Here is an 18,736-nt window from a genome sequence, read left to right on the forward strand (position 1 = left end):
TCACAGGGGTCTCCTTCACGCGTAAGCGCTGTCGGCGCCGGCCGCCGCGGGCTTCGGCGCGCGGGCCGGGCAGCACCCGACGGGGCAGAGGTCGTGGCTCGCGCCGAGGGCGCCCAGGGCGCAGCGCTCCGCCGGGACGCCCCGCTCGGTCGCGGCCCGCTCCAGCAGCAGGTCGCGCACCGCGCCGGCGAACCGGGGGTCGGCGCCGACCGTGGCGGAGCGGCGGACCGGCAGTCCCAGTTCGGCGGCCTTGGCGGTGGCTTCCGTGTCGAGGTCGTACAGGACCTCCATGTGGTCGGAGACGAAGCCGATGGGGACCATGACCGCCGCGGGCGCGCCGGAGCCGTGCAGCGACTCCAGGTGGTCGCAGATGTCCGGCTCCAGCCAGGGGATGTGCGGGGCTCCGCTGCGCGACTGGTAGACGAGCTCCCAGGGGTGCTCGACGCCGGTCTCCCGGGCGACGGCCTCGGCGATCAGGCGGGCCACGTCGAGGTGCTGGCGCACGTACGCGCCGCCGTCGCCGTGTTCGGCGGCGGGGCCGGAGGAGTCGGCGGCGGACGTGGGGACGGAGTGCGTGGTGAAGGCGAGGTGCGCCCCGGCGCGGACGTCCTCGGGGAGGTCGGCGAGCGAGGCGAGAACGCCGTCGATCATGGGCCGTACGAACCCGGGGTGGTTGAAGTAGTGCCGCAGCTTGTCGACGCGCGGCAGTTCCCGCCCCTCCTCCTCCAGGGTGGCGAGCGCGTCGGCGAGGTTCTCCCGGTACTGGCGGCAGCCCGAGTACGAGGCGTACGCGCTGGTGGCGAGGACGGCGATGCGCCGGTGGCCGGCGTCGCTCATCTCGCGGAGCGTGTCCGTGAGGTAGGGCGCCCAGTTGCGGTTGCCCCAGTACACGGGGAGGTCCAGGTCGTGCTCGGCGAAGTCCTTGCGCAGGGCGTCCAGCAGGGCGCGGTTCTGGTCGTTGATGGGGCTGACGCCGCCGAAGAGGAAGTAGTGCTGCCCCACTTCCTTGAGCCGTTCCGTGGGGATGCCGCGGCCACGGGTCACGTTCTCCAGGAACGGGACCACGTCGTCCGGGCCTTCGGGGCCGCCGAACGAGAGCAGCAGAAGGGCGTCGTAAGGAGCTGGATCGCGCAGATCGGACATGAGGCCGATCCTGCCACCAGGCGCTGACACCGGAAAACCCGCGGTGCGTCCGCGGCCCCCGGCGCGTAATCTGTGAAGGCTGTCCATACGCCTTACCGGAGCCCGGCGCCTCGCCCGCGCCACGGGCCTCACCGGCGCCCGACCCGGAGTCCCCGTTGCCCAGTCCCTACCGCACGATCTTCGCCACCCCCGGCACCCTGGGATTCACCGCCGCCGGCCTCCTCGGCCGGATGCCGCTGGCGATGATGGGCATCGGCATCATGACCATGATCTCGGAGATCACCGGCCGGTACGGACTGGCCGGCACGCTCACCGCGACCCTGGCGCTGTCCGCGGCCGTGCTCGGCCCGCAGATCTCCCGCCTGGTGGACCGCCACGGACAGCGCAGGGTGCTGCGTCCCGCCACCCTGATCTCCTTGGCGGCCGTCATCGGGCTGCTGGTCTGCACGCGGCAGGGCGCCCCCGACTGGACACTGTTCGCCTTCACGGCCGCCGCCGGATGTGTGCCGAGCGTCGGGGCGATGACCCGGGCACGCTGGGCCTCGCTGCTGCGCGGGTCGCCGCGCGAGCTGCACACCGCCTACTCGGTCGAGTCGGTGATCGACGAGGTGTGCTTCATCTTCGGCCCCATCGTCTCCATCGGGCTGTCGACCCTCTGGTTCCCGCAGGCCGGTCCGCTGCTGGCGGCCGCGTTCCTGCTGGCCGGCGTCTGGTGGCTGACCTCTCAGCGTGCGACGGAGCCGCGGCCGCATCCCGTGGAGCAGCACACCGGCGGCAGCGCGCTGCGCTCCCCCGGTCTCCAGGTGCTGGTCGCCGCGTTCGTCGCGACCGGGGCGATCTTCGGCGCGGTGGACGTGGTGACGGTGGCGTTCGCGGAGGACAGCGGGCACAAGGCCGCGGCGAGCTGGGTGCTCGCGGTGTACGCGCTCGGGTCCTGCCTCGCCGGCGCCGTCTTCGGTCTGCTGCACCTCAAGGGCGATCCCGCCCGGAGGTGGGTGCTGGGCGTCTGCGCGATGGCCGTGAGTATGATCCCCCTCCAACTGGCCGGGAGCCTGCCGTTCCTGGCCGTGGCGCTCTTTGTCGCGGGCCTTGCCATCGCGCCGACGATGGTGACGACCATGGCCCTCGTCGAGGCGCACGTACCGCGCAGCAAGCTGACCGAGGGCATGTCCTGGACCGGTACAGGGCTTGCGGTCGGCGTCGCGCTGGGTTCCGCGGCCGCCGGCTGGGTGGTCGACTCCCGGGGCGCCGCGGCGGGGTACGCGGTGCCCGGCGTGGCGGGAGGGGTCGCGGCCGTGGTGGCGTTCCTGGGGTACCGCCGGCTGCGCAGGCCGGTGCCGACGCGGGAGGGGCAGCGTGAGCAGTGTGATCAGGACCCGGAGGGGCGAAGGCAGCCCGTGGCGTAACTGGGCGGGGACGGTCGCATCGAGGCCGGCGAAAGAGGCGCGCCCTGCTTCCGTGGAGGAGCTGGCGGACGCCGTGCGGCAGGCGGTCGCGGACGGCCTGCGGGTGAAGACCGTCGGCACGGGCCACTCGTTCACGGCCATCGCGGCCACCGACGGGCTGCTGATCCGGCCGGATCTGATGACCGGGATCCGGCGCATCGACCGCTCAGGGATGACGGTCACCGTGGAATCGGGCACCCCGCTCAAGCGGTTGAACACGGCGCTCGCCCGTGAGGGGCTGTCCCTCACGAACATGGGCGACATCATGGAGCAGACCGTCGCGGGCGCGGCGTCGACCGGCACGCACGGCACGGGCCGCGACTCCGCCTCGATCGCCGCCCAGATCAAGGGCCTCGAGCTGCTGACGGCGGACGGCCGCGTGCTCACGTGTTCCGAGAAGGAGAATCCGGAGATCTTCGCAGCCGCCCGGATCGGTCTGGGCGCCCTGGGGATCGTCACGGCGATCACGTTCGCCGTGGAGCCGGTCTTCCTGCTGACCGCCCGTGAGGAGCCGATGGCCTTCGACCGGGTGCTGGCCGAGTTCGACGAGCTGCACGCGGAGAACGAGCACTTCGAGTTCTACTGGTTCCCGCACACCGGCAACTGCAACACCAAGCGGAACAACCGCAGCGCCGGTCCGCCGGACCCGCCGGGCAGGGTCGGCGGCTGGATCGAGGACGAGCTGCTGTCCAACGGGGCCTTCCAGCTTGCCTGTTCGCTCGGCCGCGCGGTGCCCGCGGCAGTTCCCGCGATCGCCCGGGTCTCCAGCCGCGCGCTGTCCGCGCGCACCTACACGGACATTCCCTACAAGGTCTTCACATCTCCGCGCCGGGTGCGGTTCGTGGAGATGGAGTACGCGCTTCCACGGCAGGCCGTGGTCGCGGCGCTGCGCGAGGTCAGGGCGATGCTCGAACGCTCGCCGCTGCGGGTGGGGTTCCCGGTGGAGGTGCGTACGGCTCCGGCGGACGACATCACGCTGTCGACGGCCTCGGGCCGGGAGACGGCGTACATCGCGGTGCACATGTACCGGGGCACGCCCTACCGTTCGTACTTCACCGCCGTGGAGCGCATCATGACGGCGCACGGCGGGCGTCCGCACTGGGGCAAGATCCACACGCGGGACGCGGCGTACTTCGCCGAGGCGTATCCCCGGTTCGGCGAGTTCACGGCGCTGCGCGACCGGCTGGATCCGGACCGGGTGTTCCAGAACGCGTACCTGCGCCGGGTGCTGGGCGACTGACCGGGCGTCACCTGCCGCGCGAGGGAGACAGATGGATCCATTTGTGACGTTTCGGTGAAGCGCCGGCCCCCGCCACCCCCTGTTCGGGCACACAACTACCGCCCCGCCGCGGAACTTCGGCGGCGCGGCGGTCCACCCTGATGGCCCGAATGGAGTACTGTGGCGAGCCCTGGGACCGGCCTCCCTCGTGGTGTCCGGACCCCAGGTTGGGGGCCGAAAACGGCGCTCGATCCGGGGGCGCCGCGGTGAAGCACGGAGATCTATTGCTCAGAGTGACCGACCGATCACACTGAGTGGCGAATGGATAACCGTGCCATAACGGCGATCCAGGGCAGGTGCCCGACACGCCGGGCATCTCGGCAAGGTTGTGGCAGGCTGCACCCGGGCAGGCCACACTCGACTAGCGGAAGCGGCGACGCAGGTGACGTCGGCAGGCACCACCCGGGAGGTCCCCATGCCCGAACTGCGTGTCGTGGCCGTCTCCAACGACGGCACACGACTGGTGCTCAAGGCTGCGGACAGCACGGAATACACGCTTCCGATCGATGAGCGGCTGCGTGCCGCCGTACGCAACGACCGCGCCCGCCTGGGGCAGATCGAGATCGAGGTGGAGAGCCACCTCCGCCCCCGTGACATCCAGGCGCGGATACGAGCAGGCGCCTCCGCGGAAGAGGTCGCCCAGCTCGCCGGCATCCCCGTCGAACGCGTGCGCCGCTTCGAGGGCCCGGTCCTCGCCGAGCGCGCCTTCATGGCGGAGCGGGCCCGCAAGACCCCCGTACGCCGTCCCGGTGAGAACACCGGCCCCCAGCTGGGCGAGGCCGTGCAGGAACGGCTGCTGCTGCGCGGCGCCGAGAAGGAAACCGCCCAGTGGGACTCGTGGCGCCGCGACGACGGCACCTGGGAGGTCCTGCTGGTCTACCGGGTCGCCGGCGAACCGCACTCGGCGAGCTGGACCTACGACCCGCCGCGGCGGCTCGTGCAGGCCGTCGACGACGAGGCGCGGGCGCTGATCGGCGAGACCGACGACACGATCACGTCGTCGCAGGAGCCGAGCTTCCCGTTCGTCCCCCGCATCGCACGGCTGCCCAGGGACCGGCCGCTGGACCGCGCCCTCGACCGCCAGATGGAGCGGCCCGCCGTATCCCCGGCCGAGGGCGACGGCAACGACGAGCGGGACTCGCTGACCAGCCTGCTGGAGGCCGTGCCCAACTTCCGCGGCGACATGGTCGTGCCCGAACGGCCCGTGCCGGTCGAGCCGCCCGCCGTCGAGCCCGGGCAGGAGCCGGAGTCCGAGGAGGAGTCGGTGGCGCCCGCCGCGTCCGCCGGCGCCGGATCGGCGTACGCGGACGTGCTGATGCCCCGCGCCGTGGCCGGCCACCGTGACCGGCTGACCGGCACGACGGACCGGCAGGCGGAGGCGGACGGCGTCCGCCCGGGCCGCCGCGCCGCCGTGCCGAGCTGGGACGAGATCGTCTTCGGCACCCGCCGCAAGAAGCAGGAGTGAGAAACGTTTCGCAGCGGTGAGAGACGTGGTGCCCGAGGGCCGGTTCCGTTGTGCGGAACCGGCCCTCGCGCCATGCCGGTTCAGCCCCGCTCGGGGCCCGTCGCGACCGGGCGCTCCGGGTCGCGCGACCACTCGGACCAGGAGCCCGCGTACAGGGCGGGCCGGAAGCCCGCCAGCTCCAGGGCCACCGCCTGCTGGGCGGCCGAGACCCCGGAGCCGCAGTAGACGCCCACCTCCTGGGTGTCCTCGCCCGCCCCGAGCGCGCGGAAGCGGGCGGCCAGCAGCCCGGGCGCCAGGAAGCGGCCCTGCTCGTCCAGGTTCTCCGAGGTCGGCGCCGAGACCGCGCCCGGAATGTGCCCGGCGACCGCGTCGATGGGCTCCACCTCGCCGCGGTAGCGCTCACCCGCGCGGGCGTCGAGCAGCAGCCCGCCGCGGGCGGTGGCCGCCGCGGTGTCGGCGTCCAGCAGCGGCAGGCCGCCGGGCTTCGGTTCGAACGTTCCCTCTTTGGAGGCGGGGACGGTGGCCTCGAGCGGTCCCGGCCACGCGGCGAGCCCGCCGTCCAGCACCCGTACGTCGTCGTGCCCCGCCCAGCGCAGCAGCCACCAGGCGCGCGCCGCGGCCCAGCCCTTGTCCGCGTCGTACGCCACCACGGGCGTGCCGGCCGAGACGCCCGCGCGGCGCATCGCGGCGCCGAACGCGGCGACGTCGGGGAGCGGATGGCGCCCACCCTCCCCGGGAGGTCCTGCCAGTTCCGCCTCGAGATCGACGAAGACGGCGCCCGGGATGTGCCCGGCCTCGTACTCGGGCCGGCCGTGGGGCCCGCCGAACCGGTAGCGGACGTCCAGGAGGACCGGCGGGGTGGGGCCGGCGAGTTCGTGGGCGAGATCCGCCGCGGAGATGATCGGATTCATGGGTGCCATCCTCGCGCACCGGCCTGGCGCACCGTAACGCTCCCGAAGGGGATGAGCCGCTTCAAAACGGGCAACCTCCGGCGGGAACGCGCCATATCCGGCGCGGCCCGGCGCCGCGGGCGTCGGGTGATGGCACCATCTGCTCGGGCGCGACGGCCTCCGCACGGCCTTCGCCGCGACCTGCGACGCGCCCGGTCCCCCCGTACGGCCACCACGATGGTCCGAGGAGAGAGTGACGATGACCGAGGCGACTCGGCACACGCCCGGCACTCCGTGCTGGGTGAGCCTGATGGTTCACGGCCTTGACGCGACACAGGAGTTCTACGCGGCGCTGTTCGGCTGGGAGTTCTCCCCCGGACCCGCGCAGCTGGGGCCCTACGTCCGCGCGATGCTCGACGGCAAGGAGGTCGCCGGCATCGGCCGTCTCCCGGCCGACCGCCATCTTCCCGTCGCCTGGACCCCGTATCTGGCGAGCGACGACGCCGGTGCGACCGCGGAGGCGATCCGCAGCTGCGGCGGCACCGTCGGCGTCGGGCCGCTCGACGCCGCCGACGCGGGCCGTCTGGTGATCGCGTCCGACCCGGCCGGCGCGGTGTTCGGCGTCTGGCAGGCGGCGGCGCACCTGGGCACGGCCGTGTACGGCACGCACGGGACGCCGGTCTGGAACGAACTGCTGACCATGGAGACCTCGTCGGTCGGCAAGTTCTACCACGCGGTCTTCGGCTACGACACCGAGCCGGCCGACTCCGCCGACCGCCTCACCCTGCGTCTCGACGGCCGGCCGGTGGCGTCCGTGCACGGCATGGGCCAGGCGCTGCCGCGCGGCCGGGGGGCGCACTGGATGACGTACTTCGAGGTCGAGGAGACCGACGCCGCGGCCCACCGGGTGGTGGAGCTCGGCGGCCATGTGATCAAGGCGCCCGGGCCGGGCCCCGGCGGCCGGGAGGCCACCGTCTGCGACCCGGAGGGCGCGGTCTTCACGATCGTACGGTCGGACGCCCGTTGAGGCGGCCGGCACCGGGGGTTTCCTCGGCGCCGGTCTCGACCGGCAGCACGTCCGGGGAGAGCGCGGCCGCCCTGGCAGAGGCCGCCGTCATCCGGCGGCGGTGGTGGCGCCGGCACAGGACCTCGTAACCGATCTCGTCCGGCGAGTGGTTGACGTCGCCGACGACGACCTGGGCGCCCTCGACGACCATCACGCCCCCGACGGTGCGCGCGTTGTGCGTGGCCCGGGCGCCGCACCAGCACAGCGCCTCGACCTGCAGCACCTCGACGCGGTCGGCCAGCTCGACGAGCCGCTGCGAGCCGGGAAAGAGCTTGGAGCGGAAGTCGGTGGTGATGCCGAAGGCGAACACGTCCAGCTCCAGGTCGTCGACGACCCGGGCGAGCTGGTCGATCTGCTCGGGCGCGAGGAACTGCGCCTCGTCGGCGATCACATAGTCGCAGCGGCCGCCCTTGGAGAAGCGGTCGACGAGAAACGCGTAGAAGTCGAAGCCCTCCGCGGCCTCGACCGCGTCGGTCACCAGGCCCAGGCGGGAGGAGAGTTTGCCCTCCCCGGCCCGGTCGTCACGGGTGAAGATCATGCCCTGCAGGCCCCGGGCGGACCGGTTGTGCTCGATCTGAAGAGCGAGGGTGCTCTTTCCGCAGTCCATCGTTCCGGAGAAGAACACCAGCTCGGGCATGGGAGGTTGCGACCTTTCGGGTCTGGGCTGAAGGGAGTCAGGAGCGTACTTCTAGGAGCGGCACGAGCTGCTCGGCGGGGGTCATGGAACCGTGCATGCCCACCATCGCGGACTCGTTCGGCTCGTTGACCGACGCGATGATCACCACGTCGTCGTGTGCCGCCGCGACGACGTCGCCGATCCGCCCGTACACCCGGTCGTCGATCCGGGGGCCGAACCAGCCGGCGGCGATCGCCTCGTCGCGGCTCGCCACCCAGAACTGCTCGCCCAGCACCTCGCGCCACACGGCGAGCACGTCGCTCTCCGCGCCCGGCACGGCGTACACATGGCGGGCCCTGCCCTCGCCGCCGAGCAGGGCGACACCGGCCCGCAGCTCCCAGTCCTCGTCGAAGTCGATACGGGACTGCTCGTCGAAGGGGACGTCGATCATGCCGTGGTCGGCCGTGACGTACAGCGCGGCACGGGGCGGGAGCTGGTCGGCTAGCCGCTCGACCAGCCGGTCGACGTACATGAGCTGACCGCGCCAGGCGTCGGAGTCGATGCCGAAGCGGTGACCCTTGCCGTCCACCTCGCTGTAGTACGTGTAGACCAGCGAGCGGTCGCCGGCGGCGAGCTGCTGGGCGGCGAGGTCCACGCGCTCCTCGCCGGTCAGCCGGCCGTGGAAGGTGCCACCGCTGAGAGCGACCTTGGTGAGCGGCGTCTGCTCGAACGTGGGCGACGACACCTGCGCGGTGTGCACCCCCGCCCGGTCCGCGAGCTGGAAGACGGTCGGGTACGGCTGCCAGGTCTTCGGCGGCGTCCACGGTCGCCAGCGCAGCTGGTTCATCAGCTCGCCCGTCTCCGGGTTGCGCACCGTGTAGCCGGGCAGACCGTGCGCGCCGGGCGGCAGGCCGGTGCCGACGGAGGCGAGCGAGGTGGCGGTGGTGGCGGGGAAGCCGGCCGTGATCGGCGCTCCCGTGCCGCCGCGCGAGGTGCCGAGGAGGGACGTCAGATACGGGGCCTCCTCGGGGTGCGACCTGATCTGCTCCCAGCCGAGACCGTCGATCAGGAAGACGCAGTTCCGGTCGGCGGGCGTGAGCTCCGCGATCGACGGCGCGAGCCCCGGCACGCCCTGGCCGGCGGCGATCGTCGGCAGCAGATCGGCGAGCGAGCCGCTGCCGTACTCGGGCGCGGGCGCGGCGTGCACGTCCAGCGACACGGGGTCGTCCGGCCACACTGCGGGCTGGGCCATCAGCGGGTGGCTGCCGTGGCTTCGGAGAGCGCCTGGGCGAAGACCAGGGTCTGGCGCACGGTGTCCGGACCGTCCCCCGCCTCGCTGACCCGCAGGCTCAGGTCGTCGGCCGTGGAGTTGCCGGTGTAGCCGTGGTCGGCGTCGCAGTTCGGGTCGCCGCAGGCGGCGGGCTCCAGGTCGAGACGCGAGACGGCGCCCCAGCCGATGGTCAGGACGACCTCGCGGGGCAGGGTGCCCGGGGTGTACGCCTCCGGGTTGGCGACGACGCGGCTGACCACGACGGACGAGATCCGGCTGAGCTTCACCGACTCGGTGGAGGTCGTGGCGTACGGCGTCGGGGAGCTGGAGTCGGCGGCCTGCTCGTCGGTGTGGCTGACGATGAACCGGTTGGCCGTCAGGACGAGGACCGTGACATGGCGGCGGACCTCGTTCGCGTCGAACGTGGTCTCCTGGTGCACCAGATACGACGCGACGGGCTCGCCGCCGACGGCGGCCTCCACCGCCTCTGCCACGAGTGCCGGGTAGTAGCCGCTGCGCTCGATCGCCGCGCGCAGCCCCTGGGTCGTCGTACCGGTCTTCGCCATGCGGTCCATCCTACGGGCCCCGGAAGGCGCCGGTGCTCAGTAGCTGGGCAGCCTGCGGGGGCCCAGATCGCTGCGGGGCGGGGGCGGCGCGAGCCGCACGGACGCGTCCAGGACGCTGAGGCCGTGCTGGGCGACCACGACGGGCTCGAGGCTGACCCCGACGACTTCGGGGTGGTCGTCGACCAGCCGTGACACGCGCAGCAGCAGCTCCTCCAGCGCGGCCGTGTCGACCGGCGCGGAGCCGCGCCAGCCGAAGAGCAGCGGCGCCGTGCGGACGGTGCGGATCAGCTCGGCCGCGTCCCGGTGGGTGGCCGGGACCAGCCGGTGCGCCGTGTCGCCGAGCAGCTCGGACGCCGCGCCGGCCAGCCCGAACGAGAGCACGGCCCCGACGGCCGGGTCGATCGCGGCGCGCACGACGGTGTCCACGCCGCGCGGCACCATGGCCTGCACCACGGGCTGCAGCTCGGCGGGCTTGCCCAGCAGGTCCGTGAGCTCGCGGTACGCCTGACGGAGCTGGGTCTCGTCGGCCAGATCGAGGCGTACGCCGCCGAGATCGGCGCGATGGCGCAGGTGGGGGGCGGTCGTCTTGAGCGCGACGGGGTAGCCGAGCCGCGCGGCCGCCTGCACGGCGGCGCCGGGGTCGGGCGCGGGGAGGGTGGGCCGCACATGGATGCCGTAGCGCGCGAGGAGCGCGTGCGCGTCGGCGGCGCCGAGCGCGAAGCCCCTCCGGTCCGCGGCCTGCGCGAGCATCCGCTCGATCTGCGCGGCGGCCCCGGACTCGTCGATGTCCTCGTACTGAGGCACCCGCCCCGGCTCGGCGGCCTGCCGCCGCCACTGCCCGAACTTCACGGCCTCCGCGAGCGCCCGCACGGCCCGCTCGGCGGCGGGATACGCGGGAATCCGCCGGGTGTCCCTGCCGGTGGCGGACCCGGCGGACCCGGATGCGTCGGGGGCGGGCGCCGTGGCGGCGGTGCCGGTCTGCGCGCCGGGGGCGCTCTGCGCGGCGCGGCTGGGGGCGGACGGGACGCCGCCGCCCGACGCGGGCTCCGGGCCGGCGCCCGTGCCGGCGGGGGCGTCCGACGGTGAACCATCAGCGCCCGCCGCACCCCCGTGACCGGACGCCCCCCGGCCAGCGCCGACGCCGGCAGCCTGCGCGGCGTCGGCCGACGCAACCGGGCCACGGGTCGGCCCCTCCGGGGCGACGCCCGCGCCGTCGGGGCTGCCCGACGGTGACAGGCCAGGGCCCGCCGGCCCGCCCTCGGCCGCACCCTGGGCAGGCCCGTCACCGGCGGAGCCGGTGCCTGTGGCGGCGGGGTCGCCCGGGGGCGGCGAGTCGGCAGCGCCGGACGCACCCGCGCCGGGCCCACCTGCGGCGGCCGGAGCCGGGCCGGGCCCGGCCGTGCCGTCACGGGCGTCCGAGGTCTGCGCGGCCGCAGCCGGGGCCCGGACAGCCCCCGTCCCAGCCCGGCCCGCGCCCCCGTCCGCGGGCGGGGCCGTGCTGGAGGCCGCGGCGAGGGCGTCGGCCAGGGCGCCCATTTCGACATGGACCACTGCCACCGGCTTCGCCGGCGCCGTGGCCGAGGCCGAGCGGAGGGCCGTGGCGAGGACCTCGCCGTCGCCCGATTCCGTGACGCCGTTCTCCCCGACCCATGGAATCGCCGTGACGATCACCGCGTCGCACGCGTCGTCCACCAGCGCCTGCGCGAGCGCCGCGCGGAAGTCGGCGGGCGTGGCCGCCGTCGTGAGGTCGCGCGGCGGGAGCGGGCGCAGCCCTTCCGCGAGGCAGGCGTCGTAGGTGAGCAGCCCGAGGGACTCGGAGTTGCCGAGGATGGCGACCCGCGGCCCCCTCGGCAGCGGCTGCCCGGCGAGCATGAGGCCCGCGTCGACGAGTTCGGTGACCGTGTCGACGCGGATCACGCCCGCCTGTCGCAGCAGCGCCCCGACGGTCGCGTCCGGGATACGGGTGAAGGGCACGGCGTGCCCGGGCGGCGCGCTGCCGCTGTGCCGCGCGCCCTTGACGACGACGACCGGCTTGACGGCGGCGGTGCGCCGCGCGAGGCGGGTGAACTTGCGCGGGTTGCCGATGGACTCCAGGTACATCAGGACGACGTCGGTGTCGGGATCCTCGTGCCAGTACTGGAGGAAGTCGTTGCCGGACACGTCCGCCCGGTTCCCCGACGAGATGAAGGAGGACACGCCCGCGCCGCGCCGGTGCAGTCCGGACAGCAGGGCGATGCCGATCGCGCCGGACTGGGTGAACAGCCCGATCCGGCCGGGCGCCGGGGCCTCCGGCGCGAGGGAGGCGTTGAGCCGGACGGTGTCCGAGGTGCTGATGACGCCGAACGAGTTGGGCCCGATGATCCGCATCCCGTACGAGCGCGCCTGCCGCACCAGTTCGCGCTGCCGCTCCCGGCCTGCCGGGCCGCTCTCCGCGTAGCCGGCGCTCAGCACGACGAGGCCCTGGACGCCGTGCTCGCCGCAGTCGGTGACGGCCTCCGGCACGCGTTCGGCCGGGACGGCGACGATCGCCAGGTCGACGGGCTCGCCGATGTCGCCGACCGAGCGGACCGCCGGCACACCGTCGATCTCGCCACGCCCCTCCGGGAACGCGCGGTTCACCGCGTACACCCGGCCGGTGAAGCCCGCTCCGAGGAGGTTGCGCAGCGCGGTGCGGCCGACGCCGCCGGGCAGCCGGCCGGCTCCGACGACGGCGACGGAGCCGGGGGCGAGCAGCCGTTGGACCGAGCGCGCCTCTGCGCGCTGTTCGCGGCCGCGCTGCACGGCGACGGACTCCGCCGTCGGTTCGAGGTCGAGGGTCAGATGGACCGACCCGTCCTCGAAGCTGCGCCGCTGGGTGTACCCCGCGTCCCGGAAGACCTTGATCATCTTGGAGTTGGCCGGCAGCACCTCCGCGGCGAACCGCCGGATGCCGCGCTCCCTGGCGACCGCCGCGATGTGTTCGAGCAGGGCGGACGCGACGCCGCGCCCCTGGTGGGCGTCCTGGACGAGGAAGGCGACCTCGGCCTCGTCGGCGGGGGCGCTCGCGGGGCGGCCCTGCGCGTTGATCCGGTCGTAACGGACGGTGGCGATGAACTCGCCGCCGACCGTGACCGCGAGCCCGACCCGGTCCACGTAGTCGTGGTGGGTGAAACGGTGGACGTCCTTGGCGGACAGCCGCGGGTAGGGGGCGAAGAAGCGGTAGTACTTCGACTCGTCGGAGACCTGCTCGTAGAAGCTGACCAGCCGGTCGGCGTCCTCGGTCGTGATGGGCCTGATCCGGGCGGTGCCGCCGTCGCGCAGCACCACGTCTGCTTCCCAGTGAGCCGGGTAGGCGTGCTCCTGCGAGGTCTGCATGGTGCAAAGCCTACGGCGCGGCCCAGCGGTCGCGCCGCCGGTTGCCGGCGGGCAGTCTGAGGAGGCCGCACGGGCGGTCCGCCACCGCCTCGGACCGGTCGGAGAGCACGCCGGAACACATGAGAGACTGGTCTAGACAACCCGCTAAGACTTGAAGGGCAACACCATGGCTGAGCGCCGCGTCAATGTCGGCTGGGCCGAGGGCCTTCACGCCCGCCCCGCGTCCATCTTCGTCCGTGCCGCGACGGCTGCCGGCGTCCCCGTGACGATCGCCAAGGCCGACGGCAACCCGGTCAACGCCGCCTCCATGCTCGCCGTGCTCGGCCTGGGCGCGCAGGGCGGCGAGGAGATCGTCCTCGCCTCCGACGCGGACGGCGCCGAGGCCGCCCTGGACCGGCTGGCCAAGCTGGTCGCCGAGGGTCTCGACGAGCTCCCCGAGACCGTCTGACTCCCTTCTGAGCCGAGCCGGCCCCCAGTACGACAGACCGCGGTGCCCCGATACGGGGGGCACCGCGGTTCCGCATTCCCCGACCACCGCTTTCCCGGAACCGCCCACGCGCATTCCGCGAGCACCACGAATTCACGGACGCCGCCGGGAAAAGAAATCCACAAAAGAAACAGCACCGCACCACTTTTGTATACGCCGTCTGTTAATTCCGGCCGCTCGTGGTGTTTACGGGATGTTGCGAAGTCCTCACCCGCACGGTGCGCCGCAGCCGGTGCGCCCCGGCGGACCGCTCCGCGTGCAGCGCCGTCAGCGCCCGCGCCCGCTCGGCGTCACCGCGCGCCACGGCGTCGACGATCGCGCCGCGCTCGGCCCACGCCTCGACCGGCGCGGCCGGCTGCTCCACCGCGTACATCCAGGCGATCTTGTGCCGCAGCTGGGTGAGCAGCGCGGTCAGTCCCGGGCTGCCGCAGGACTGGGCGAGCGTCTCGTGGAACCAGTTGCCGAGGGAGCGCAGATCCTCGCCCTGGCCCCGGCGCGCCCTCTCCTGCCCCAGCCTGACCAGGCCGCGAAGCACCTTCAGGTGCGCCTCCGTGCGGCGCTGCGCGGCGCGGGCCGCCCCCAGGGGCTCCAGCAGCATGCGGACCTCGAGGAGGTCGGCGGCCTCCTGCTCCGTGGGCTCGGCGACGCACGCGCCCGCGTGCCGCCGGGTGACGACGAACCCCTCCGACTCCAGGGTGCGCAGCGCCTCGCGCACCGGGACCCGGGAGACCCCGTAGCGGCGGGCGAGCTGCTCCTCGGTGAGCCGGCTGCCGCGTTCGAAGACACCGGAGACGATGTCGTCGCGGATCGCCGTGCATACCGAGTGCGCGGGAATACGCATGACCGAACCTCCGCCTTGATCCGAGCGAAACGCAGCCGTTGGACGTGTCTTCCCGTGACTCTATTGCAATGTGCGCCGTTTTCCGACGGCGGCCGGAAAACCATGGAAATCTCTTGGCACGCACGGCAATCACGGAATGGCGGAAACGGCACGGAATAGGCCGAAGGCCCCCGGCGGGGGGCCGGGGGCCTTGCGAGCGGGTGCGACGGGCCGGCCGCACGGGGGGGCGCCGGGGTCAGACGGCGACGCCGTGCGAGCGCAGATAGGCGACCGGGTCGATGTCGGAGCCGTACTCGGCCGTGGTCCGCGCCTCGAAGTGCAGGTGCGGCCCTGTCGAGTTGCCGGTCGAGCCGGAGAGGCCGATCTGCTGGCCGGGCGTGACCTGCTGGCCGGCGAAGACGCCGATCGACGACAGGTGGCCGTACTGCGTGTAGGTGCCGTCGTTCATCCGGATCACGACGCTGTTGCCGTACGCGCCGTCCCAGCCGGCCTCGACGACGGTGCCGGAGCCCACGGCCACGACGGAACTGCCGGACGGGGCGCGGAAGTCGACGCCGGAGTGGGAGCCGGAGGACCACAGGGCGCCGCCGGTCTTGTAGCCGGTGGTCACGAAGGAGCCGGCGATGGGGAGCTGGAAGGAGTTCAGCCGCCTGCGCTCGGCCTCACGGGCGGCGCGCTCCTCGGCCTCGCGGGCCTCCTTGGCGCGCGCCTCCGCCTTGCGCTTGGCCTCCGCCGCGGCCTTCTCCCGCGCACGGGCCTGGGCGGCGGCCTCCTCGGCCTCCTGCTTCTGCGCGGCGGCCTGGTCGGCTATCTCGTCGGCGAGCGAGCCCATGGTGATGATCTGGGTGAGGCCGGTGTCCTCGACGGAGAGGGCGGCAGCGTCTGCGGCGAGAGCCGGGGAGGCGAGGGTTCCGACGACGCCGGTGGTGGCGAGTGCGGCGGCGCCGGCCAGTTTCGCGCTCCTGCGCGTCAGGCGGCTCTGGGCACGATGCTTCCCGGTGGCACGGGTGAACGCCATGGAGAGGCTGATCCTTTCCTTCCTTCTCGCCTACCGGGTTAGCTGACGGGTTCGGAGCAGGAAGGTCTCCTACGGGCGCCTCCGCTCGGGCGAAGGCGTCCGATTCACCCCAGGGACTGATTGGGTCCCCGGCTCCCCAGGCTCGCGCCTGACGGGGACTCGGCGATGACTGCCCGACGCCGCGGGCGCGACGATCTTCAGACGAACAGCCGGACCGACGCTAGGCATCTCGTCCGTCAATCGCCAAACCAACAGCCCGTTTTGTAGCGCATGCCACAGGGCAGACAGACAACCTCTCCCGCAAAACGGGCATACGACGGAACCCCGGCAAACGCTCCGAAGCCGGGGTTCCACTTGTCCGCGCCTGACAGGCGATCCGCCGCTTTCCGCCTTCTGCCCGATCGGCGGCTTCCGTTCAGCCCGTGACAACCGTCACTTCGCCGATGCCGAGCGCCTTGACGGGCTCGGCGATCTGCGACGCGTCGCCGACGAGCACCGTGACCAGCCGGTCCACCGGGAAGGCGTTGACCACGGCCGCGGTCGCCTCCACCGTGCCGGTCTCCGCCAGCCGTACGTACAACTGGGCCTGGTAGTCGTCCGGGAGGTGCTGCTCGACCTGGTCGGCCAGGGTGCCCGCGACGGAGGCCGCCGTCTCGTACTTCAGCGGGGCGACGCCCACCAGGTTCTGCACGGCGACGTCACGTTCGGCGTCGGTGAGGCCCTCGGCCGCGAGCGTACGGAGCACCTTCCACAGGTCCTCCAGCGCGGGGCCGGTGTTGGGCGTGTCCACGGAGCCGCTGATGGCGAGCATGGCCGCGCCCGAGCCGTCCGGCGCGGAGAGCAGCACCTGGCCGAAGGCCCGTACGCCGTAGGTGTAGCCCTTCTCCTCGCGCAGCACGCGGTCGAGGCGGGAGGTGAGGGTGCCGCCGAGGCAGTACGTGCCGAGCACCTGGGCGGGCCAGACGCGGTCGTGGCGGTCCGCCCCGACCCGGCCGATGAGCACCTGGGTCTGCACGGCCCCGGGACGGTCCACGACGATCACGCGGCCGGTGTCGTCGGCGGTGATCGCGGGCACCGGGTGCGGCGCGGCCTTGTCGCCCGTCCAGGTGCCCAGCGAGTCGCCGAGCACGGCGTCCAGGTCGACGCCGGTGAGGTCGCCGACGATCACGGCGGTCGCCGTCGCGGGGCGCACATGGGCCTCGAAGAAGGCGCGCACGGCCGCGGCGTCGATCCGGGCCACCGTCTCCTCGGTGCCCTGGCGGGGGCGCGAGACGCGCAGCGCGGCCGGGAAGAGCTCCTTGGAGAGCTGCTTGGCGGCGCGGCGGCCCGGGTTCGCCGTCTCGTGCGGGATCTCGTCGAGGCGGTTGCGGACCAGCCGCTCGACCTCGCTCTCCGCGAAGGCGGGGGTCCGCAGCGCCTCGGCGAGCAGACCCAGCGCCTTGGGGAGCCGGGAGACCGGGACCTCCAGCGACACCCGGACGCCGGGGTGGTCGGCGTGGGCGTCCAGAGTGGCGCCGCAGCGCTCCAGTTCGGCGGCGAACTCCTCCGCGGAGTGCTGGTCGGTGCCCTCCGACAAGGCGCGCGCCATGATCGTGGCGACGCCGTCGAGGCCCTCGGGCTCGGCGTCCAGCGGGGCATCGAGGCAGACCTCGACCGCCACGACCTGCTGGCCGGGCCGGTGGCAGCGCAGCACCGTCAGGCCGTTGTCGAGCGTGCCGCGCTCGGGGGCCGGGAAGGCCCAGGGCCGGGCGGTGCCCGGAGCCGGCTGCGGGTGGAAGTCCATGGTCACGGCAGCGTCGCTCACTGGTCCGTCCCTTCGTGCTCGTGTCCGTCGGCCGCTTCGGTCTCTTCCGCGGCGACAGGTTCGTAGACCAGCACCGCCCTGTTCTCGGGGTGCAGGCGCTCCTTCGCGACCGCCCGCACCTCCTCCGCGGTGATGTCGAGCACCCGCGTGACGGCGCTGAGCGCCAGCTGCGGGTCGCCGAACAGCACCGCGTAGCGGCAGAGTTCGTCGGCGCGGCCCGACACCGTGCCGAGCCGGTCCAGCCACTCGCGCTCCAGCTGGGCCTGGGCCCGCTCCATCTCCTCCTCCGTCGGACCCTCGGCCGCGAAGCGCGCCAGCTCCTCGTCGACGGCCGACTCGATCCCGGGGACCTCGACGCCGCCGGAGGTCTTGACGTCCAGCCAGCCCATCGACGGGGCGCCGGCCAGCCGCAGCAGGCCGAACCCGGCCGCGACGGCGGTCCGGTCGCGGCGCACCAGGCGGTTGTGGAGCCGGGAGGACTCCCCGCCGCCGAGGACGGTCAGCGCCAGGTCCGCGGCGTCGCACTCGCGGGTGCCGTCGTGCGGCAGACGGTAGGCGGCCATCAGGGCGCGGGCCGGGACCTCTTCGACGACCTCCTCGCGCAGCTGGGCGCCGATGTTGTCCGGCAGGGCGCCGTCACGGGGCGGCTGCTTGCCGTCGTGGGAGGGGATGGACCCGAAGTACTTCTCGATCCAGGCGAGCGTCTGCTCGGGGTCGATGTCGCCGACGACCGACAGCACCGCGTTGTTCGGCGCGTAGTACGTGCGGAAGAAGGCGCGCGCGTCCTCGAGGGTCGCCGCGTCCAGGTCGGCCATCGAGCCGATCGGGGTGTGGTGGTAGGGGTGGCCCTCCGGGTAGACGAGGGAGGTCAGCTTCTCGAACGCGGTGCCGTAGGGCACGTTGTCGTACCGCTGGCGGCGCTCGTTCTTGACGACGTCGCGCTGGTTCTCCATCGACTCGTCGTCGAGGGCGGTCAGGAGCGAGCCCATCCGGTCGGCCTCGAGCCAGAGCGCCAGCTCCAGCTGGTGGGTGGGCATCGTCTCGAAGTAGTTGGTCCGCTCGAAGCTGGTGGTGCCGTTCAGCGAACCGCCGGCTCCCTGCACGAGCTCGAAGTGGCCGTTCCCCTTCACCTGCGCCGAGCCCTGGAACATCAAGTGCTCGAAGAGGTGGGCGAGTCCTGTACGGCCCTTGACCTCGTGGCGTGAACCGACGTCGTACCAGAGGCAGACCGCGGCGACCGGGGTCAGGTGGTCCTCGGAGAGCACCACGCGCAGGCCATTCGCCAGGCGGTGCTCGGTCGCTGTCAGGCCGCCGGAACCGGCCTGCGCTGTGGCCGTGTGACCCATGGGCATGTACGTCCCTTCGATCGCGAAAACGTGAAAGTGCTGCCAGACCTGCCACTGTATGCAAGCGTGCCGACACCTGGCGAAGTTCCCGGGTCCGGCAGCCGCGTTCTTCCCCCTGCCGGAGCGCCGTGTTCCGCCCCCGGCGC

15 protein-coding genes and 1 riboswitch are annotated in these 18,736 nt (G+C 73.3%); of the genes, 5 read left to right on the top strand and 10 right to left on the bottom strand.

All coding sequences use genetic code 11. The features are described 5' to 3' along the window. Positions 1-15: 15 nt before the first annotated feature. Complete coding sequence (locus tag ACFYOP_RS27205) at positions 16-1,143, bottom strand: ferrochelatase (RefSeq protein WP_356895915.1); 1,128 nt, start codon at positions 1,141-1,143, stop codon at positions 16-18. Positions 1,144-1,298: 155 nt separating this feature from the next. On the opposite strand from ACFYOP_RS27205, the gene ACFYOP_RS27210 reads away from it, so the two are divergent. The 3 genes from ACFYOP_RS27210 to sepH all read left to right on the top strand — a co-directional run bounded on the left by ACFYOP_RS27210 (position 1,299) and on the right by sepH (position 5,332). Next, on the top strand, positions 1,299-2,549 hold the full coding sequence (locus ACFYOP_RS27210) for an MFS transporter (protein ID WP_356895913.1): 1,251 nt from the start codon (positions 1,299-1,301) through the stop codon (positions 2,547-2,549). Next, positions 2,509-3,828, top strand: a complete 1,320-nt coding sequence (locus ACFYOP_RS27215) for a D-arabinono-1,4-lactone oxidase (RefSeq protein WP_388453150.1) — start codon at positions 2,509-2,511, stop codon at positions 3,826-3,828. The genes ACFYOP_RS27210 and ACFYOP_RS27215 overlap by 41 nt, the downstream gene beginning before the upstream one ends. 454 nt (positions 3,829-4,282) lie before the next feature. Continuing rightward, the gene (sepH, locus tag ACFYOP_RS27220) at positions 4,283-5,332 is read left to right on the top strand and encodes a septation protein SepH (protein WP_356895909.1); all 1,050 of its coding nucleotides are present in this window, start codon (positions 4,283-4,285) and stop codon (positions 5,330-5,332) included. Between the two features lie 80 nt (positions 5,333-5,412). On the opposite strand, the gene ACFYOP_RS27225 is transcribed toward sepH, so the two are convergent. Beyond that, positions 5,413-6,243, bottom strand: coding sequence for a sulfurtransferase (locus ACFYOP_RS27225; RefSeq protein WP_356895907.1), 831 nt, complete (start codon positions 6,241-6,243; stop codon positions 5,413-5,415). Between the two features lie 238 nt (positions 6,244-6,481). Between ACFYOP_RS27225 and ACFYOP_RS27230 the strand changes: the two genes are divergently transcribed. Further along, complete coding sequence (locus ACFYOP_RS27230) at positions 6,482-7,249, top strand: VOC family protein (protein ID WP_356895905.1); 768 nt, start codon at positions 6,482-6,484, stop codon at positions 7,247-7,249. On the opposite strand, the gene ACFYOP_RS27235 is transcribed toward ACFYOP_RS27230, so the two are convergent. Genes ACFYOP_RS27235 through ACFYOP_RS27250 form a run of 4 tightly spaced genes read right to left on the bottom strand, consistent with a single transcriptional unit; the run spans position 7,221 to position 13,094 of the window. Continuing rightward, positions 7,221-7,925: a thymidine kinase gene (locus ACFYOP_RS27235; RefSeq protein ID WP_356895903.1), complete on the bottom strand. Its 705-nt coding sequence runs from the start codon at positions 7,923-7,925 to the stop codon at positions 7,221-7,223. The genes ACFYOP_RS27230 and ACFYOP_RS27235 overlap by 29 nt on opposite strands. A 37-nt stretch (positions 7,926-7,962) precedes the next feature. Next, the gene (locus ACFYOP_RS27240) at positions 7,963-9,156 is read right to left on the bottom strand and encodes a nucleotide pyrophosphatase/phosphodiesterase family protein (protein ID WP_356895901.1); all 1,194 of its coding nucleotides are present in this window, start codon (positions 9,154-9,156) and stop codon (positions 7,963-7,965) included. Then, positions 9,156-9,740 carry a DUF5998 family protein gene (locus ACFYOP_RS27245; protein WP_356895899.1) on the bottom strand — a complete coding sequence of 195 codons (585 nt, stop codon included), beginning with the start codon at positions 9,738-9,740 and terminating at the stop codon, positions 9,156-9,158. Before ACFYOP_RS27245 ends, ACFYOP_RS27240 begins: the two co-directional genes overlap by 1 nt. 36 nt (positions 9,741-9,776) lie before the next feature. Then, positions 9,777-13,094: a GNAT family N-acetyltransferase gene (locus ACFYOP_RS27250; protein WP_356895897.1), complete on the bottom strand. Its 3,318-nt coding sequence runs from the start codon at positions 13,092-13,094 to the stop codon at positions 9,777-9,779. Between the two features lie 166 nt (positions 13,095-13,260). Here ACFYOP_RS27250 and ACFYOP_RS27255 point away from each other — a divergent pair, with 166 nt between their 5' ends. Then, positions 13,261-13,542 carry an HPr family phosphocarrier protein gene (locus tag ACFYOP_RS27255; RefSeq protein ID WP_005310999.1) on the top strand — a complete coding sequence of 94 codons (282 nt, stop codon included), beginning with the start codon at positions 13,261-13,263 and terminating at the stop codon, positions 13,540-13,542. A 202-nt stretch (positions 13,543-13,744) separates the two neighbouring features. Here ACFYOP_RS27255 and ACFYOP_RS27260 read toward each other — a convergent pair whose 3' ends face one another. The 4 genes from ACFYOP_RS27260 to ACFYOP_RS27275 form a co-directional block, all read right to left on the bottom strand. Beyond that, positions 13,745-14,422, bottom strand: a complete 678-nt coding sequence (locus tag ACFYOP_RS27260) for a GntR family transcriptional regulator (protein WP_356895894.1) — start codon at positions 14,420-14,422, stop codon at positions 13,745-13,747. A gap of 235 nt (positions 14,423-14,657) precedes the next feature. Then, on the bottom strand, positions 14,658-15,440 hold the full coding sequence (locus ACFYOP_RS27265; RefSeq protein ID WP_356895892.1) for a M23 family metallopeptidase: 783 nt from the start codon (positions 15,438-15,440) through the stop codon (positions 14,658-14,660). A 12-nt stretch (positions 15,441-15,452) separates the two neighbouring features. Continuing rightward, positions 15,453-15,615: riboswitch (cyclic di-AMP (ydaO/yuaA leader) on the bottom strand. Between the two features lie 240 nt (positions 15,616-15,855). Continuing rightward, positions 15,856-17,223: a pitrilysin family protein gene (locus ACFYOP_RS27270; protein ID WP_356896011.1), complete on the bottom strand. Its 1,368-nt coding sequence runs from the start codon at positions 17,221-17,223 to the stop codon at positions 15,856-15,858. 17 nt (positions 17,224-17,240) lie between these two features. Next, complete coding sequence (locus ACFYOP_RS27275) at positions 17,241-18,590, bottom strand: pitrilysin family protein (RefSeq protein WP_356895890.1); 1,350 nt, start codon at positions 18,588-18,590, stop codon at positions 17,241-17,243. Positions 18,591-18,736: the final 146 nt, after the last annotated feature.

Source organism: Streptomyces sp. NPDC006294, from assembly GCF_042870895.1.
Lineage (GTDB): Bacteria > Actinomycetota > Actinomycetes > Streptomycetales > Streptomycetaceae > Streptomyces.

Coding starts and splice junctions, on each gene's coding strand:
- ACFYOP_RS27205 (WP_356895915.1), bottom strand. CDS start 1,143: ATGTCCGATCTGCGCGATCCAGCTCCTTACGACGCCCTTCTGCTGCTC.
- sepH (WP_356895909.1), top strand. CDS start 4,283: ATGCCCGAACTGCGTGTCGTGGCCGTCTCCAACGACGGCACACGACTG.
- ACFYOP_RS27225 (WP_356895907.1), bottom strand. CDS start 6,243: ATGAATCCGATCATCTCCGCGGCGGATCTCGCCCACGAACTCGCCGGC.
- ACFYOP_RS27230 (WP_356895905.1), top strand. CDS start 6,482: ATGACCGAGGCGACTCGGCACACGCCCGGCACTCCGTGCTGGGTGAGC.
- ACFYOP_RS27235 (WP_356895903.1), bottom strand. CDS start 7,925: ATGCCCGAGCTGGTGTTCTTCTCCGGAACGATGGACTGCGGAAAGAGC.
- ACFYOP_RS27240 (WP_356895901.1), bottom strand. CDS start 9,156: ATGGCCCAGCCCGCAGTGTGGCCGGACGACCCCGTGTCGCTGGACGTG.
- ACFYOP_RS27245 (WP_356895899.1), bottom strand. CDS start 9,740: ATGGCGAAGACCGGTACGACGACCCAGGGGCTGCGCGCGGCGATCGAG.
- ACFYOP_RS27250 (WP_356895897.1), bottom strand. CDS start 13,094: ATGCAGACCTCGCAGGAGCACGCCTACCCGGCTCACTGGGAAGCAGAC.
- ACFYOP_RS27255 (WP_005310999.1), top strand. CDS start 13,261: ATGGCTGAGCGCCGCGTCAATGTCGGCTGGGCCGAGGGCCTTCACGCC.
- ACFYOP_RS27260 (WP_356895894.1), bottom strand. CDS start 14,422: ATGCGTATTCCCGCGCACTCGGTATGCACGGCGATCCGCGACGACATC.
- ACFYOP_RS27265 (WP_356895892.1), bottom strand. CDS start 15,440: ATGGCGTTCACCCGTGCCACCGGGAAGCATCGTGCCCAGAGCCGCCTG.
- ACFYOP_RS27270 (WP_356896011.1), bottom strand. CDS start 17,223: ATGGACTTCCACCCGCAGCCGGCTCCGGGCACCGCCCGGCCCTGGGCC.
- ACFYOP_RS27275 (WP_356895890.1), bottom strand. CDS start 18,590: ATGGGTCACACGGCCACAGCGCAGGCCGGTTCCGGCGGCCTGACAGCG.